The sequence below is a fragment of the Pseudomonas brassicacearum genome (genome assembly GCF_000585995.1).
Classification (GTDB): domain Bacteria; phylum Pseudomonadota; class Gammaproteobacteria; order Pseudomonadales; family Pseudomonadaceae; genus Aquipseudomonas; species Aquipseudomonas brassicacearum_A.
In genome coordinates this window covers 1,958,464-1,972,303 of record NZ_CP007410.1, presented here as the reverse complement: position 1 = coordinate 1,972,303, position 13,840 = coordinate 1,958,464, and the positions used below count along the sequence as shown (strand labels likewise).

Genomic DNA, 13,840 nt, shown 5'->3' with positions numbered 1-13,840 from the left:
CCGAATTTGGATGGGATTTACAAAAATCTAGGCCGCGTATCATAGCCAATTTCCATAAAACTTCACCAGCGCCGTGGCAAGATCGGGTCGCGAGGCCTGTTCCAGACACCACGCCTGGGCGTGTTCGGCCTGTTCCTGCTGCTGTTGGCAGGTGGCTTTCCAGTGCTCGGTCATGTCCTGGCCGGCATTCCAGGCTCGCCAAAGACCGCTGATCGCTTTTTCCGTCGCCGGCGAAAGCCCTTGGGTGTAAAGCCTGAGGAACGCCTCGAGTTTCTCCAGATGAACGTCTTCTTCCTGCTGGTAGATGTGCCAAAGGAGCGGTCGACCGGCCCACTGGGCGCGTACGAAAGAGTCTTCGCCCCGCACGGCATTGAGATCACAGCACCATAGCAACTGATCGTATTGGTCCTGCCGGATGAACGGCAGCACCTGCACCGTCAACGCCCCCCGTCGATGCACCGCACCGACCGTCAGACCGTCGACCCCGAGCCAACGCTCGACATCGCCCAGCACCCGTCCTTCTGGAACCAGCACATGAAACGCCTGGGCATCGCTGGCCATTGCGTCAAACCAACTCGCCAGCCCGGCGTTTTCGTAAGCAAACAGCGAGATCAACCGTGCCTCCGGTGTCCGATCGACGCCCAATCCCTGCAGGAATACTCGTTGCGCCTCGACGTCCTGCTGAAATTGCCGACGACGCTCCAGAAGACCCGCCTCGCGCAACAGGCCACCTGTCCCCTCCTGAAACCCCGGAAAAAAGAAATACTTCTGCACATGCTTGTACTTGACCGATGGCAAGCCGTGGCAACCGATCACCCAGTCCTCGGCGCTCAGGTAATCAAGGTTCATCCACAAGGGCGTTGCCTGGCGTTCGGTCATTGCATCCATATAGGCGCTCGGCAACTGGCAGGCGAACGCAGCGATCACCACATCAGCCGCTTCGGTAGGCAGCCACGCCTTGGGCCAGTGGCACACCTGCACGCCCTGCTGCCATTGTTCGCAAAGGGTGATGTCGATTTCCGGACACAGCCGTTCGAAAGCACGCAAGTCATCGACCCACAGCCGCACCGCGCATCGATGCTCGGCCACCAATTGCCGAGCCAGGCGCCAAGTGACGCCAATGTCGCCAAAGTTATCGACGACGGTGCAAAAAATATCCCAGCGCACGGTCATTCCCGACTCCCTGTGGCAAAGGCCCGATTGTCCCGCATTAGAGCGATGATGCAGAAGAGCCGACGGCGATTAATCTTCATGCGACAATCACCGCCTATCCGTGCCCTGCCAGGAAGCAGCCATGCCCGATCACTCGACACCCTCGCGCCTTACCGCTTTGCAATTGACCGTCAGCATAGCCCTGGGCCTGTGGCTGGGGTTTCTCGCCATCGTGTTGACGGGCTGGCTGCTGTCCAGATTCCTGTTCAACGAACAACTGGCTCCGGTGGCCGCCGCCGTCCATCAACTGGCGCAACCACCGGCGGTGCAACCGCCCCCGAACCGCCAACCCCCATGTTCGAGCAGTACCAGCAAAACCTGCAAAGGAATGAGCAGCGCCAGGCCCTCGATCAGGCCCGAAGCAACCCGCGTAACCAGTCCAACCCCAAGTGCCAGTTCTGGTTGCAACAGGACCAGAATGCGCCCAGTGAAAAAAGCCGCGCCAACGTTTTGCAATTCTGCGATTGATCATGAACAAACAGACCGTCCACCAGTTGATTCTCGACAAGCTCAAGATTGATCTCGACATTGCCGAGCGCGCCGCGCAGACCGCCTACGAAACCGCGACCCACGAAGAAAACATCGCCGAGAACAAATACGACACCCTGGGGCTTGAGGCCTCTTACCTCGCCGCCGGGCAAGCCAGGCGCGTGGAAGAGATACGCCAGGCCCTCGCCCTCTGCCAGAACCTGACACTAAGGCCATACGATGAACAGCGCGGCATTCAGGTGGGCACCTTGATCGGGCTCGAGGATGAAGACGGCCGCCAGCAATGGCTGTTCCTGGGGCCGGATGCAGCGGGGTTGAAGGTGTCGCTGGTGGGGCAGCCGATCACGGTCATCACCCCTCGCTCGCCGCTGGGCCGAGGCCTGCTGGGCAAATTCGAAGGGGATGAAGTGGAAATCGTCGTGGCGGGCGCCCGGCAACAGTTCGCTGTCACCGAGGCGATCTAACAGGCTGGGTCTTAGTGCACCGGCAGTTCGACACCGTCGAAAAGCTCTTCGAGTTCCTGCTTGTTGTGGCATTGGATGGCCTTGGCCATCACTTCCCGGGTCAGGTGCGGAGCGAACTTCTCGATGAAGTCGCACATGAATCCCCGCAGGAAGGTGCCACGACGGAAGCCGATCTTGGTCACGCTGGACTCGAACAATTCGCTGGCATCCAGCACCACCAAATCACTGTCGAGCTTGGTATCGACGGCCATTTTCGCCACGATGCCCACGCCCAGGCCGAGTCGAACGTAAGTCTTGATCACGTCGGCGTCAGCGGCGGTGAACACCACTTTCGGGGTCAGGCCACGATGACTGAAGGCTTCGTCGAGTTTCGAACGGCCAGTGAAGCCAAATACGTAGGTGACGATCGGGTATTCGGCCAACGCTTCGAGGGTCAGTTTCGGCAACTTGGTCAACGGATGGCCCTGGGGCACGACCACGCAACGGTTCCAGCGATAGCACGGCATCATCACCAAATCACCGAACAACTCCAGGGCCTCGGTGGCAATGGCGAAGTCCACGGTGCCGTCGGCGGCCATTTCGGCGATCTGCATCGGCGAGCCCTGGTGCATGTGCAGCGCCACGTCCGGGTATTGCTTGATGAAGTTACTGATCACTGGCGGCAGCGCATAGCGGGCCTGGGTGTGGGTGGTGGCAATCGACAGGGTGCCTTTTTTCTCGTTGGAGAATTCCTGGGCGATCTGCTTGATGCTTTCGACCTTGCGCAGAATCTCGCCAGCCGTGGTGATGATGCGCTCACCGGCCGGGGTCACGCGGGTCAGGTGCTTGCCGCTGCGGGCGAAGACTTCGACCCCCAATTCGTCTTCCAGCAGGCGGATCTGCTTACTGATGCCAGGCTGTGAGGTGTAAAGGCTTTGGGCAGTAGCGGAAACGTTGAGGTCGTGGTGCGCCACTTCCCAGATGTAGCGCAGTTGTTGAAGCTTCATATGTATCCCTCAAAGCAGTTGGACGCCACGGGCATCAGCGACGGTATATAACTATATGAATGGTCAGCTCAATAAATCTAGAACTTTTTATAAAAAGCCATCATTTAGCCTCAAGCCTCTCCCTGCCGTCGGCGCTGCACCAACGGGACCAGGTAGACCGGCACGCGGGATAACTGCAATACCCGTGCGGCGGTCCTACCCAAAGGGGTTTCACCGCTGGCTCCCTGGCAATGACTGCCAACGATCAGCAAATCGACGGAGAGTTTCGCAGCCTGTTCGAGAATGACCTGGGACGGATCGCCCTGGTACACCCTGACCGACTTGATCAGCTTCAAGTCCTGCTGCCCCTCCCCCAACTCCTCTCGAAAGCTGTCGAGCACCCGGTGCTCGATATTGGCCATTACCGTATTCAGACCCTGGCGGTGAAATTCGTTCAGCGCCTGCTCGTCGAGATAGCTTTGCAACACCGATTCAGCGAACAGCCCCATCGGTTCTACCGCATGCACCACATACAACTCGGCTTCGAACGTCCGTGCCAGCGCCAAGGCATGCTGCATCACATAGGGGGCATAGAGCCCCAAGTCTGTGGCGTACAGCATCGAACGAATCATGTGACCTCCTCGTGTGCCAAGATGGCGGAGATTGATTCAGCTTAGCAGTGCCTTGAAGAGCGCGACGTGCGGTGTAACGTCCTGAACAACGGGCAGTTAAAGCTTCACTTCGTTACTGATGCCGTGGGGCACGTGCCCGGTGGCGACGACTTCGCGAGCCAGTTCGCAGTGGCCGGTCTGATCGTCGAAAAATACATCGGCGGCAAAGGCTTCAAGGAACGCCGATTTGGTCAGGCCGCCCAGAAATAACGACTCGTCCAAACGAATATCCCACTCGCGCAACGTACGAATGACCCGCTCGTGAGCCGGCGCCGAACGGGCGGTAACCAGCGCCGTGCGGATTGGACAGGCATCCTCGGGAAACTCACGCTGCAACGCGTTGAGCGCCGCCAGGAAGCCCTTGAACGGCCCGCCTCGCAGCGGCTCGCGGGCGGATTGACGCTCACTGGCCTGGAACGCTTCCAGACCACCGGTCTGATAGACGCGCTCCGACTCATCGGAAAACAGCACTGCATCACCGTCGAAGGCAATGCGCAGCTCCTCGCTGGCGGCGCGGCTGGCACCGCCTGACAGAATGGTCGCCGCGGCAAATCCGGCATCCAGGGCGCTGCGTACGTCTTCGGCATGAGTGGACAAAAACAGATCGCAGCCGAACGCCTTGAGATAAGGGTACGGACTGCGTCCGCCAACGAACGCTGCACGGGAGATCGCCAGGCCATAATGATGAATCGAGTTGAACACCCGAAGCCCGGTGTCGGCACTGTTGCGCGAGACGAGGATCACCTCGACCCGGGCACGCCCCAGATGTTCGTTGAGACTCAGCAGTTTTTGCACGAGGGCGAAGGCGTCTCCAGGTTCGAGGACTTCGTCTTCATGCTCGATCTGGTATTGCCGATAGGCCTCGACGCCGCTCGACAGATACACCTTGTGACTTTCACGCAAGTCGAACAGCGCCCGCGACGAAATCGCCAGCACCAGTTTGTCGTCGATGTTACTTGCCATGTCACTCCCCCCTTTCGCCCGATCAGCGGTTGCGTCGGTCCATAAACGCCAACGCCTGATACAAGGCTTCGATTTTCGGCAGCTCACACCCCGCCGCTTTCGCCGCCGCCAATGGCCGACCGTAGATCGCCTCCAGCTCCAGCGCGCGCTTGTGGGAATAATCGTGGTACATGCTCGGCCAGTAGTCGGGCATCTTTTCGGTCATCGCGAACAGATACTCGGCGTAGCCCGGTGCAACATGATGGCCGCAAGCCTGAGCGCCGTGCACCACCTCCCCCATCAGCGCCTGGATCAATCCACGGCTGTGACCATCAGCCATCAACGGCGTGGTACTGGCCCCCAACAGCACCGATAGGCCGTTGTACGGCACGTTCCACACCAGCTTCTGCCAGCGGGCCTGTTGCAGATCGGGCATGGCCTGGGACTCAAGGCCGGCGGCACGGAACAATTGCGCCCCGGCCTCGACAATCGTCATGCGTTCAGCCTGATCGCGGCAAGGACCACTGTGGTAGCCGAGATTGACTGCACCGAGGGCCTGGTGAGCGACGACGCCGGGACTGACACGGTGCACGCAGATCAGGCACAGGCCGCCCAACAGGTGCAGCGAATCAGGCAGCAACGGCCGAAGGTCATCTTCGACATCCAGGCCGTTCTGCAACAGCAGGACTTTTGCACCGTCAGCGGCGGCCTGGGCGATGGCCGGGGCGAGGTCGGCATTGCTGGTGGTCTTGGCGCCGACCAGCAGCCAGTCGCAAGGCGGCATCTCGGCCGCCGAGCGATAGGCCTGTACCGGGTTGAGGGTCAGCGGGCCATGAACCGCGCTATCGACTCGCAAACCACCTTCGGCCACGGCGCCGAATTCGCTGCGCAACAAGAAATGCACGTCAAAGCCGGCGCGTGCCAGCATCACCCCGTAGAACCCGCCAATCGCCCCGGTGCCGATCATCCCGATCCGCGGTTTAACGCCTGCCTGCATCTTTACAACTCCTCTGGTAAACGGCCCCTGCACACTATCAGCGTGAGCGGTACGGCGTGCAATCTTCATTACATCCGGGTCACGAATCTGTTGCGGGCCTATCTTCCAGGCTTTTCCCCAGCCTAGTAGGGCATTAAACCGGTCCCAACCCATTGTCGAGCAGCCTCGTAACGCGATAAGGTTCGGCTCCCCGACGCGCTTAACATTCGCTGTGCACCGCCGCGCGGGGATCGCTGGCGGCCGGCACCCGTGACCTGACGAGTAACACGATGGCTGATTTACCGATCAATGACCTTAACGTCGCCTCCAACGAGACCCTCATCACGCCTGACCAGCTCAAGCGCGATATCCCCCTGAGCGACGCTGCCCTGCGCACCGTGACCAAGGGCCGGGAAGTCATCCGCAACATTCTCGACGGCACCGACCATCGCCTGTTCGTGGTCATCGGGCCCTGCTCGATCCATGACATCAAGGCCGCCCACGAATATGCCGAGCGCCTGAAGGTGCTGGCGGCGGAAGTCTCCGATACCTTGTACCTGGTGATGCGGGTGTATTTCGAGAAGCCCCGGACCACCGTCGGCTGGAAAGGCCTGATCAACGATCCGTACCTGGACGACTCCTTCAAGATCCAGGATGGCTTGCACATCGGCCGTCAACTGCTGCTGGACCTGGCCGAAATGGGCCTGCCCACCGCCACCGAAGCCCTGGACCCGATCTCCCCGCAATACTTGCAGGACCTGATCAGCTGGTCGGCCATCGGCGCGCGCACCACCGAATCCCAGACCCACCGCGAGATGGCTTCCGGTTTGTCCTCGGCCGTCGGTTTCAAGAACGGCACCGACGGCGGCCTCACCGTGGCGATCAATGCCCTGCAGTCGGTTTCCAGCCCTCACCGCTTCCTGGGTATCAACCAGGAAGGTGGCGTGTCGATCGTCACCACCAAGGGCAACGCCTACGGTCACGTGGTGCTGCGCGGTGGCAACGGCAAGCCAAACTATGACTCGGTGAGCGTCGCGCTGTGTGAACAGGCGCTGAACAAAGCGAAGATCAAGCCGAACATCATGGTCGACTGCAGCCACGCCAACTCCAACAAGGATCCGGCGTTGCAACCATTGGTCATGGAGAACGTGGCCAACCAGATCCTGGAAGGCAACCAGTCGATTATCGGCCTGATGGTCGAAAGTCACCTGAATTGGGGCTGCCAGGCAATCCCCAAAGACCTCGCCGACTTGCAGTATGGCGTTTCCATCACCGATGCCTGCATCGACTGGAGCGCAACCGAGAACACCCTGCGCAGCATGCACGCCAAACTCAAGGATGTGCTGCCAAAGCGCCAGCGCAGCTGATCGGCCTGCTTCAACACATAAAATGCAACGCATAAAAAAACGCCGGGCTTTTCAGTCCGGCGTTTTTTATTGGGGAATCCGTTGTCTCAGAGCTTCGCCGCGTGCCGCTGGTGACGCTCCATGTAACGCTCCACATAGGAGCAGGATGGGATCACCGTGTAGCCCATTTCTTCGGCGTACTGCAGCGCCCTTTCGGTCAACGCCGCCGCAATGCCCCGGCCGCGCAAGGCGTTGGGCACGAAGGTGCGATAGATATCCAGGGTCTGTTTACCCAGGTCCATATAGGTCAGATAGGCACGATGACCGTCCACATTGGTCTCGAACTGATGACCAGCCTGGTCATGGTGGATGGACAACGCCTCGCTCATCACTACTCCTCGCGGGTCTGAATGCTGACCCCTACCTTACCGATGTTTTTCCGGCGAAGGAACATCTACGCCACCCCGTGCCTGTCCGGTCACCGAGCGCCAAAACCCAACCGCTCAAACCCGAGCACGTCGTGAATAGTAGGCACCAATGACGCAAATGCTCAAGGCACGCCCGTCATTGAAGGGGAAAAGCCTGTCGGGTTTATCGATTGAGCGCCACCGTCGCGCGCTAGTCGGCCAAGGCGCAATAGCTGAACATCGCCAGTTGTTGAGTCTTGAGACGAGCGCGCGTTATTAAAGTCACCGCAATAACCAATAAAGATGCCGGAGGCGTTGAGCAAAATTTGTACAAAAGTGTAGGTGAATCAATAAACAACGACGTTAGCGCGGGCTGGAAGTGTTCTCCTGCGAGCGGAACTTTTCTTCTCCGGCGGGCTCCAGCCTTGGGCTCGACGCTGTATATTTTTTAAACAATGCTCAGAAAAGTTGCTCGAAAAAGAATCACCGCCTACAATTTTTTTGCTTCTTGCGCTACGTCAGTTTACTTACTACAAGTAATGGGTAGTATGTACGCCGGCTAACTCCTCAGTCTGAGGAGACAGTCACTAATAGAAAGTCCTTGAAGGGGAACACGATGAACAACGTTCTGAAATTCTCTGCTCTGGCCCTGGCCGCAGTTCTGGCTACCGGTTGCAGCAGCGCATCGAAAGAAACCGAAGCACGTCTGACTGCTACCGAAGACGCAGCAGCTCGCTCCCAGGCTCGTGCAGACGAAGCTTACCGTAAAGCTGATGAAGCTCTGGCTGCTGCTCAAAAAGCACAACAGACTGCTGACGAAGCTAACGAGCGTGCTCTGCGCATGCTGGACAAAGCTAGCCGCAAGTAATAGTCCTTCGGGATTGTTATCGAGCCGATCCATTTTTGGGTCGGCTTTTTTTTGCCCGCTATTTTTCCAGGCGATAAAAAACCCGCCGACGTCGCTTAACATCGGCGGGTTCTAATTAAACCTTTACTGCTGCAGGTCGATCGGCGCGCTCGAGACCATCGGTGCCGACGTGCTCGGAACAGCGATCTCGACCGGCAGCCCGTCTTCGGCAGCCACCACGTCGCGCACCACGTTCCAGTCCATGCGCTGGTTGCTGGTGATGTCTTCACGCTTGAGCATCGCGTTGATCACCGCAGTGTGCTTGTCCACCACCGACGGGTTGCCCTTGTCGTCCAGCGGTGTATGGGCCTCCAGATACACCTTGCCGCCGCTCAGGCCCAGCTTGTACGGGTCGTTGATGATCCGTACCGACGTGCCCACCGGCACCATGCCGGCCATTTCCAGGACGTTGTTATTGAACATCCGGAAGCAACCATGGCTGGTGCGCATGCCGATGCCGAATTTTTTGTTCGAACCATGGATCAGGTAGCCCGGGGTACCCAAGGTGAACTTGAACGGGCCCAGCGGATTGTCGGGACCGGCCGGCACCACATTCGGCAGCGGGTCACCGTCGGCGGCATGCTCGGCCTTGATCGAAGCCGGCGGAGTCCAGGTCGGGTTCGGCGTCTTGGCGATGATGCTGGTGTGGGCGATCGGCGATCCCCAGCCTTCCCGCCCAATGCCCAGAGGGAAGGTGTAGACCACGTTGCGGCCTTTGGGAAAGTAGTAGAGACGGTACTCAGCGAGGTTGATCACGATGCCCTCGCGCGGACCCGGGGGCAGGATGAAACGGGTCGGCAGCACGATCTCGGTGCCAGCGCCCGGCAACCAGGGATCGACCCCCGGGTTGGCGGCGACCATCTCGGTATAGCCCAGGTCGTAGGTGGTGCCCAGGTCGGCGAAGGTGTCTTCGTACTTGGCCTTGATGACCTGCACCTGGCCAATGATGTCTTCACCCGGCGGTGGCAGGGGCAGCTCCAGTGCCGCAACGGGGCCAGCCATACACAGGGCGGCAAGAGACAAGCAGCGGGTGACGGCAGGCAAGCGCGGCAACATCCAGAAATCCTTCGCAGATCGAACAGAGGGGTTTGAGAGCGGCGATTGTACACCGCCTCCTGTTATTCCGGGGAGAGCGGCAATCAAGCGTCCGATGTGCAGCAGCTTAGAGGACTTTACAAGCCCCTTGTGGGAGCGAGCTTGCTCGCGATAGCAGTGGGTCGGCCGGCACCGATGTTGAATGTGCCGCCGTCATCGCGAGCAAGCTCCACAAGGGCAGCCGGGAACCCGAGGATTACAACTCGAACCGCAGCTCAGGCCAGATCGGCGAAGTGCCGCGCTTCTGGGACTCCAGGATCGCCCGGCAGAGTGAACACAGGCGATGATCCTGGAATATCTTGCGATCAACCCCCGACCAGCGCGGCTGGGCCGGCAGCAGGCTGCCGCAAAGGGTGCGGTCGGCCGAGCCGCCGAGCTCCAGCTGCCGAGTCACCAGGTGTACCCGCACTTCCTGGCAGGCGAACAGGTCCAGCTGCTCGTCAGGCTCGATCAGTTGGTAGGCGAACAGGGACCAGGCGGGACGTGGCATCGGGGGCTCCAAATCGGGGGCGCCACATTAGCCGAAAGCCCGCCTGTAGAAAAGCGTCAAAGCAGCGGTTTTAGCGTCGGCCAGACATTTTCCAGCAACTTGCCCTGGGCCGCGACGGACGGGTGCAGTCCGTCACCTTGCATCATCCCGGGAACACCCCCGATGTCCTTGAGGAAAAACGGCACCAGCGGCACTTTTTTCTCCTCGGCCAGGGTGCTGTAGACCCGGGCGAAGGCATCGGTGTAGCGGCGCCCGTAATTGGGCGGCAGTTGCATGCCCAGCAACAACACCTTGGCACCGCTGGCGCGGGAGCTGTCGATCATCACTGCAAGGTTTTGTTGCAATTGCGTTGGCGGCTGCCCGCGCAAGCCATCGTTGCCACCCAGCTCAAGGATTACCAGGTCCGGTTTATGGGCTGCAAGCAGCGCCGGCAGGCGCGCCTGGCCTCCTGAGCTGGTGTCGCCGCTGATGGAAGCATTGATCACTTTATCGTCGAAACCCTCGGCCTTGAGCCGTTGTTCGAGCAACGCTACCCAACCTTGCCGGGTATCCAGGCCGAAAGCCGCGCTGATACTATCGCCAACGATCAGGACTGTACCCGCCGCTGCGTTCTGGGCCATGCACATCAAGGCCAGGCCGGCACTCAAAAACCACACACGCATCGGATTCTCCATGGGCTCAAGCATTCTCACCGCGAAGGACCTTAGCAAAGTGGTTCCCAGCGCGGAAGGTGAACTGACCATCCTGCACGAACTCAGCCTGGAACTGAACAAGGGCGACAGCCTGGCCATCGTCGGCGCGTCCGGCTCCGGCAAATCCACCCTCCTGGGTTTGCTGGCGGGCCTCGACCTGCCCAGCAGCGGCGAAGTGACGCTCGCCGGCCAAGCCCTCAGCTTGCTGGATGAAGACCAGCGAGCGCGGATTCGCGCCGAGCACGTCGGTTTTGTTTTCCAATCGTTCCAATTGCTCGACAGCCTCAACGCCCTGGAAAACGTCATGCTGCCGCTGGAGCTGGACGGCCGCAAGGATGCCCGCGAACGCGCCACGGAATTGCTGCAGCGGGTCGGCCTCGGCCAGCGCCTGACCCACTCGCCTCGCCAGCTCTCCGGCGGCGAGCAGCAACGCGTGGCAATTGCCCGGGCGTTTGCCGCCGAGCCCGATGTGCTGTTTGCCGACGAACCCACCGGTAACCTCGACAGCCACACGGGCGAGCGCATCAGCGATCTTCTGTTCGAGCTGAACAAGGAAAGCGGCACGACCCTGGTGCTGGTCACCCATGATGAACGCCTGGCCCATCGCTGCCGGCGCCTGATCCGACTTGAAGCCGGCCAGATGGTCGCGCCACTGGAGCCTTGATGGCACGTTTGCCGCTGTTGCGCCTGTTCAGTCTCGCTGTCCGTCAGTTACTGCGTGATGCCCGCGCCGGCGAGTTGCGCGTGTTGTTCTTCGCCCTCCTGGTGGCGGTAGCGGCGAGTACCGCCATCGGCTACTTCGGCGCCCGTCTCAACGGCGCGATGATGATGCGCGCCACCGAATTCCTCGGCGCCGACCTGCTGCTCGAAGGCAGCTCGCCCGCCCGCCCCGAACAAATCCGCAGTGGCACCGAGCTGGGCCTGGAACATGCCCGGGTGGTGGAGTTCTCCAGCGTCGTCGCCACCGACAATGGCATCCAGCTGTCCAGCGTCAAGGCAGCCGATGACATCTATCCATTACGCGGCGAGCTGAAAAGCGCCCCTGCCCCGTTTGCGCCGGAAGAAACCGGCGGACGACCGAACCCTGGCGAGGCCTGGGTCGAAGCCCGGCTGCTGACAGCACTGGACCTGAAAATCGGCGACAGCATCGACGTAGGCAACAAGACCCTGCGCCTGAGTCGTGTCTTGACCTACGAGCCGGATCGCGCCGGCAACTTCTACAGCCTCACGCCCCGGGTCCTGATCAACCTCAAGGACCTGGATGCCACGGGCGTGGTACAGCCAGGCAGTCGCGTCAGCTATCGCGACCTGTGGCGCGGCCCGGCGTCAGCCCTGCAAACCTACCGCGACCTGATCAAGCCTGGCCTCGAAGCCAACCAGCGCCTGCAGGATGCCCGCGACGGCAACCGGCAGATCGGGGGCGCCCTGGGCAAGGCCGAGCGCTACCTGAACATGGCCAGCCTGGTGGCGGTGTTGCTGTCCGGGGTCGCCGTCGCGCTCTCGGCCAATCGCTTTGCTACCCGGCGTTTCGATGCCAGCGCCCTGCTGCGCTGCCTGGGCCTGTCACGCCGGGAAACCATGGTGCTGTTCAGCCTGCAATTGACGGTGCTGGGCCTGCTGGCCAGCATCAGCGGCGCCCTGCTTGGCTGGATCGCCCAACTGGGGCTGTTCGCGCTGCTGCATGACCTGCTGCCCACCACCGTACCGCCGGGAGGCCTGCTGCCGGCGATTGCCGGGATCGGTACCGGACTGGTGGCGTTGGCGGGGTTCGCCCTGCCGCCGCTGGCCGCGCTGGGCCGGGTACCGCCGTTGCGCGTGCTGCGCCGGGACATGCTGCCGATCCCCTCCAGCACCTGGGTGGTCTACGGTGCCGCACTGGGAGCCCTTGGCCTGATCATGTGGCGCCTGAGCCTGGACCTGGTCCTGACCTTCGCCCTGCTGGGTGGCGGCGTCGTTGCCGCGCTGGTGCTCGGTGGCCTGCTGTTGTTGCTGCTTCAGAGCCTGCGCCGCCTGTTGGCCCGCGCCTCCTTGCCCTGGCGACTGGGCCTCGGCCAGTTACTGCGCCACCCCCTGGCGGCGGCCGGCCAGGCACTGGCATTCGGCCTGATCCTGTTGTCCATGGCCTTGATTGCGCTGTTGCGCGGCGAATTGCTGGACACCTGGCAAAACCAGTTGCCGAAAAACGCCCCGAATTATTTCGCCTTGAACATCCTGCCCAACGACAAGCAGGCCTTTACCGACAAGCTGTTGGCGTTGTCGGCGCAATCGGCACCGCTCTACCCGGTGGTGCCGGGGCGACTGATCAGCATCAACGGCGAACCGGCCACGGAGTTTGTCACCAAGGACTCGGCTGGCGACCGAGCGCTGCAACGTGACCTGAGCCTGACCTGGGCCGCCGATCTGCCAGCGGGCAACATCGTCACCGCCGGGACCTGGTGGTCGCAGCAGCCACCAGACGATGTTCCCGGGGTGTCGGTAGAAGGCAAAGTCGCCGACAACCTCAAGATCAAGTTGGGCGACCGCCTGATTTTCAGCGTGGGCGGCGTCAACCGTGAAGCCAAGGTCACCAGCCTGCGGGAGATCAACTGGGACAACTTCCAGCCCAACTTCTTCATGATCTTCCAGCCTGGGACGCTGAAGGACTTGCCAGCCACCTATCTCACCAGCTTTTATCTGGCAGCCGGCCACGACCAACAGATTGTCGACCTGTCTCGCTCCTTCCCGGCGGTGACGATCCTGCAGGTCGAAGCCCTGCTTGAACAACTGCGCAGCATCCTGGCCCAGGTGACCCTGGCCGTGGAGTATGTGCTGCTGTTTGTACTCGCGGCCGGGATGGCCGTGCTGTTCTCTGGCCTGCAGGCCACCCTCGACGAACGGATTCGCCAGGGCGCGTTGCTGCGAGCGCTGGGCGCCGAGCGGCCACTGCTGGTCAAGGCCAGGCGCATTGAGTTCGGTTTGCTGGGTGCGGTCAGCGGCCTGCTCGCGGCCCTCGGTTCGGAACTGGTGAGCCTGGTGCTCTACCGTTATGCCTTCGACCTGCCCTGGCACCCGCATCCATGGCTGCTGGTGTTGCCGCTGGTGGGCGCCTTGTTGATCGGCACAGCCGGCGTGTTTGGCACCCGTCGGGCGCTCAATGCCAGTCCGCTGACAGTATTGCGCGAGGGTTGATAGACTTCCGGCTTCA

14 protein-coding genes and 1 pseudogene are annotated in these 13,840 nt (G+C 61.1%); 6 read left to right on the top strand and 9 right to left on the bottom strand.

The annotated features are described in order from the left end of the window. Nucleotides 1–39: 39 nt before the first annotated feature. Nucleotides 40–1,173 (bottom strand): elongation factor P maturation arginine rhamnosyltransferase EarP, encoded by a 1,134-nt coding sequence (gene earP, locus CD58_RS08600; protein WP_025212615.1) that lies wholly within the window; start codon nt 1,171–1,173, stop codon nt 40–42. 121 nt (nt 1,174–1,294) lie between these two features. Here earP and CD58_RS08595 point away from each other — a divergent pair. Further along, a pseudogene (locus tag CD58_RS08595) lies at nt 1,295–1,680 on the top strand (hypothetical protein). Nucleotides 1,681–1,682: 2 nt separating this feature from the next. Continuing rightward, on the top strand, nt 1,683–2,165 hold the full coding sequence (locus CD58_RS08590) for a GreA/GreB family elongation factor (protein WP_025212614.1): 483 nt from the start codon (nt 1,683–1,685) through the stop codon (nt 2,163–2,165). Between the two features lie 11 nt (nt 2,166–2,176). Here CD58_RS08590 and cysB read toward each other — a convergent pair whose 3' ends face one another. The 4 genes from cysB to CD58_RS08570 all read right to left on the bottom strand — a co-directional run bounded on the left by cysB (nt 2,177) and on the right by CD58_RS08570 (nt 5,740). Then, on the bottom strand, nt 2,177–3,151 hold the full coding sequence (cysB, locus tag CD58_RS08585; protein WP_003199376.1) for an HTH-type transcriptional regulator CysB: 975 nt from the start codon (nt 3,149–3,151) through the stop codon (nt 2,177–2,179). A gap of 110 nt (nt 3,152–3,261) precedes the next feature. Further along, entirely contained in the window at nt 3,262–3,762 is a 501-nt protein-coding gene (locus CD58_RS08580) for a universal stress protein (protein WP_025212613.1), read from the bottom strand. 96 nt (nt 3,763–3,858) lie between these two features. Next, complete coding sequence (locus tag CD58_RS08575; protein ID WP_025212612.1) at nt 3,859–4,764, bottom strand: 5'-nucleotidase; 906 nt, start codon at nt 4,762–4,764, stop codon at nt 3,859–3,861. A gap of 22 nt (nt 4,765–4,786) precedes the next feature. Then, nucleotides 4,787–5,740: a putative 2-dehydropantoate 2-reductase gene (locus CD58_RS08570; RefSeq protein WP_025212611.1), complete on the bottom strand. Its 954-nt coding sequence runs from the start codon at nt 5,738–5,740 to the stop codon at nt 4,787–4,789. A 269-nt stretch (nt 5,741–6,009) separates the two neighbouring features. Between CD58_RS08570 and CD58_RS08565 the strand changes: the two genes are divergently transcribed. Continuing rightward, a complete protein-coding gene (locus CD58_RS08565) occupies nt 6,010–7,086 on the top strand; it encodes a 3-deoxy-7-phosphoheptulonate synthase (RefSeq protein WP_003183777.1) in 1,077 nt (358 codons plus the stop codon). Nucleotides 7,087–7,172: 86 nt separating this feature from the next. On the opposite strand, the gene CD58_RS08560 is transcribed toward CD58_RS08565, so the two are convergent. Beyond that, a complete protein-coding gene (locus CD58_RS08560; RefSeq protein WP_003183779.1) occupies nt 7,173–7,454 on the bottom strand; it encodes a GNAT family N-acetyltransferase in 282 nt (93 codons plus the stop codon). A gap of 634 nt (nt 7,455–8,088) precedes the next feature. On the opposite strand from CD58_RS08560, the gene oprI reads away from it, so the two are divergent. Further along, nucleotides 8,089–8,340 (top strand): outer membrane lipoprotei OprI, encoded by a 252-nt coding sequence (gene oprI, locus CD58_RS08555; RefSeq protein WP_003199355.1) that lies wholly within the window; start codon nt 8,089–8,091, stop codon nt 8,338–8,340. Between the two features lie 123 nt (nt 8,341–8,463). On the opposite strand, the gene CD58_RS08550 is transcribed toward oprI, so the two are convergent. The 3 genes from CD58_RS08550 to CD58_RS08540 form a co-directional block, all read right to left on the bottom strand. Continuing rightward, entirely contained in the window at nt 8,464–9,435 is a 972-nt protein-coding gene (locus CD58_RS08550; RefSeq protein ID WP_025212610.1) for a L,D-transpeptidase family protein, read from the bottom strand. Nucleotides 9,436–9,670: 235 nt separating this feature from the next. Next, nucleotides 9,671–9,964 carry a hypothetical protein gene (locus CD58_RS08545; protein ID WP_003183788.1) on the bottom strand — a complete coding sequence of 98 codons (294 nt, stop codon included), beginning with the start codon at nt 9,962–9,964 and terminating at the stop codon, nt 9,671–9,673. A 56-nt stretch (nt 9,965–10,020) separates the two neighbouring features. Next, the gene (locus CD58_RS08540) at nt 10,021–10,626 is read right to left on the bottom strand and encodes an arylesterase (protein WP_025212609.1); all 606 of its coding nucleotides are present in this window, start codon (nt 10,624–10,626) and stop codon (nt 10,021–10,023) included. Between the two features lie 10 nt (nt 10,627–10,636). Between CD58_RS08540 and CD58_RS08535 the strand changes: the two genes are divergently transcribed. Together CD58_RS08535 and CD58_RS08530 are read left to right on the top strand one after the other, a co-directional pair. Next, complete coding sequence (locus CD58_RS08535; RefSeq protein ID WP_025212608.1) at nt 10,637–11,320, top strand: ABC transporter ATP-binding protein; 684 nt, start codon at nt 10,637–10,639, stop codon at nt 11,318–11,320. Next, complete coding sequence (locus CD58_RS08530; protein ID WP_025212607.1) at nt 11,320–13,824, top strand: ABC transporter permease; 2,505 nt, start codon at nt 11,320–11,322, stop codon at nt 13,822–13,824. Before CD58_RS08535 ends, CD58_RS08530 begins: the two co-directional genes overlap by 1 nt. Nucleotides 13,825–13,840: the final 16 nt, after the last annotated feature.

Excerpts from the sequence above, each read along its gene's own strand:
- earP (WP_025212615.1), bottom strand. The coding sequence starts at position 1,173 with ATGACCGTGCGCTGGGATATTTTTTGCACCGTCGTCGATAACTTTGGC.
- CD58_RS08580 (WP_025212613.1), bottom strand. The coding sequence starts at position 3,762 with ATGATTCGTTCGATGCTGTACGCCACAGACTTGGGGCTCTATGCCCCC.
- CD58_RS08570 (WP_025212611.1), bottom strand. The coding sequence starts at position 5,740 with ATGCAGGCAGGCGTTAAACCGCGGATCGGGATGATCGGCACCGGGGCG.
- CD58_RS08590 (WP_025212614.1), top strand. The coding sequence starts at position 1,683 with ATGAACAAACAGACCGTCCACCAGTTGATTCTCGACAAGCTCAAGATT.
- CD58_RS08560 (WP_003183779.1), bottom strand. The coding sequence starts at position 7,454 with ATGAGCGAGGCGTTGTCCATCCACCATGACCAGGCTGGTCATCAGTTC.
- CD58_RS08530 (WP_025212607.1), top strand. The coding sequence starts at position 11,320 with ATGGCACGTTTGCCGCTGTTGCGCCTGTTCAGTCTCGCTGTCCGTCAG.
- CD58_RS08545 (WP_003183788.1), bottom strand. The coding sequence starts at position 9,964 with ATGCCACGTCCCGCCTGGTCCCTGTTCGCCTACCAACTGATCGAGCCT.
- CD58_RS08565 (WP_003183777.1), top strand. The coding sequence starts at position 6,010 with ATGGCTGATTTACCGATCAATGACCTTAACGTCGCCTCCAACGAGACC.
- cysB (WP_003199376.1), bottom strand. The coding sequence starts at position 3,151 with ATGAAGCTTCAACAACTGCGCTACATCTGGGAAGTGGCGCACCACGAC.
- CD58_RS08550 (WP_025212610.1), bottom strand. The coding sequence starts at position 9,435 with ATGTTGCCGCGCTTGCCTGCCGTCACCCGCTGCTTGTCTCTTGCCGCC.
- CD58_RS08540 (WP_025212609.1), bottom strand. The coding sequence starts at position 10,626 with ATGCGTGTGTGGTTTTTGAGTGCCGGCCTGGCCTTGATGTGCATGGCC.
- CD58_RS08535 (WP_025212608.1), top strand. The coding sequence starts at position 10,637 with ATGGGCTCAAGCATTCTCACCGCGAAGGACCTTAGCAAAGTGGTTCCC.
- CD58_RS08575 (WP_025212612.1), bottom strand. The coding sequence starts at position 4,764 with ATGGCAAGTAACATCGACGACAAACTGGTGCTGGCGATTTCGTCGCGG.
- oprI (WP_003199355.1), top strand. The coding sequence starts at position 8,089 with ATGAACAACGTTCTGAAATTCTCTGCTCTGGCCCTGGCCGCAGTTCTG.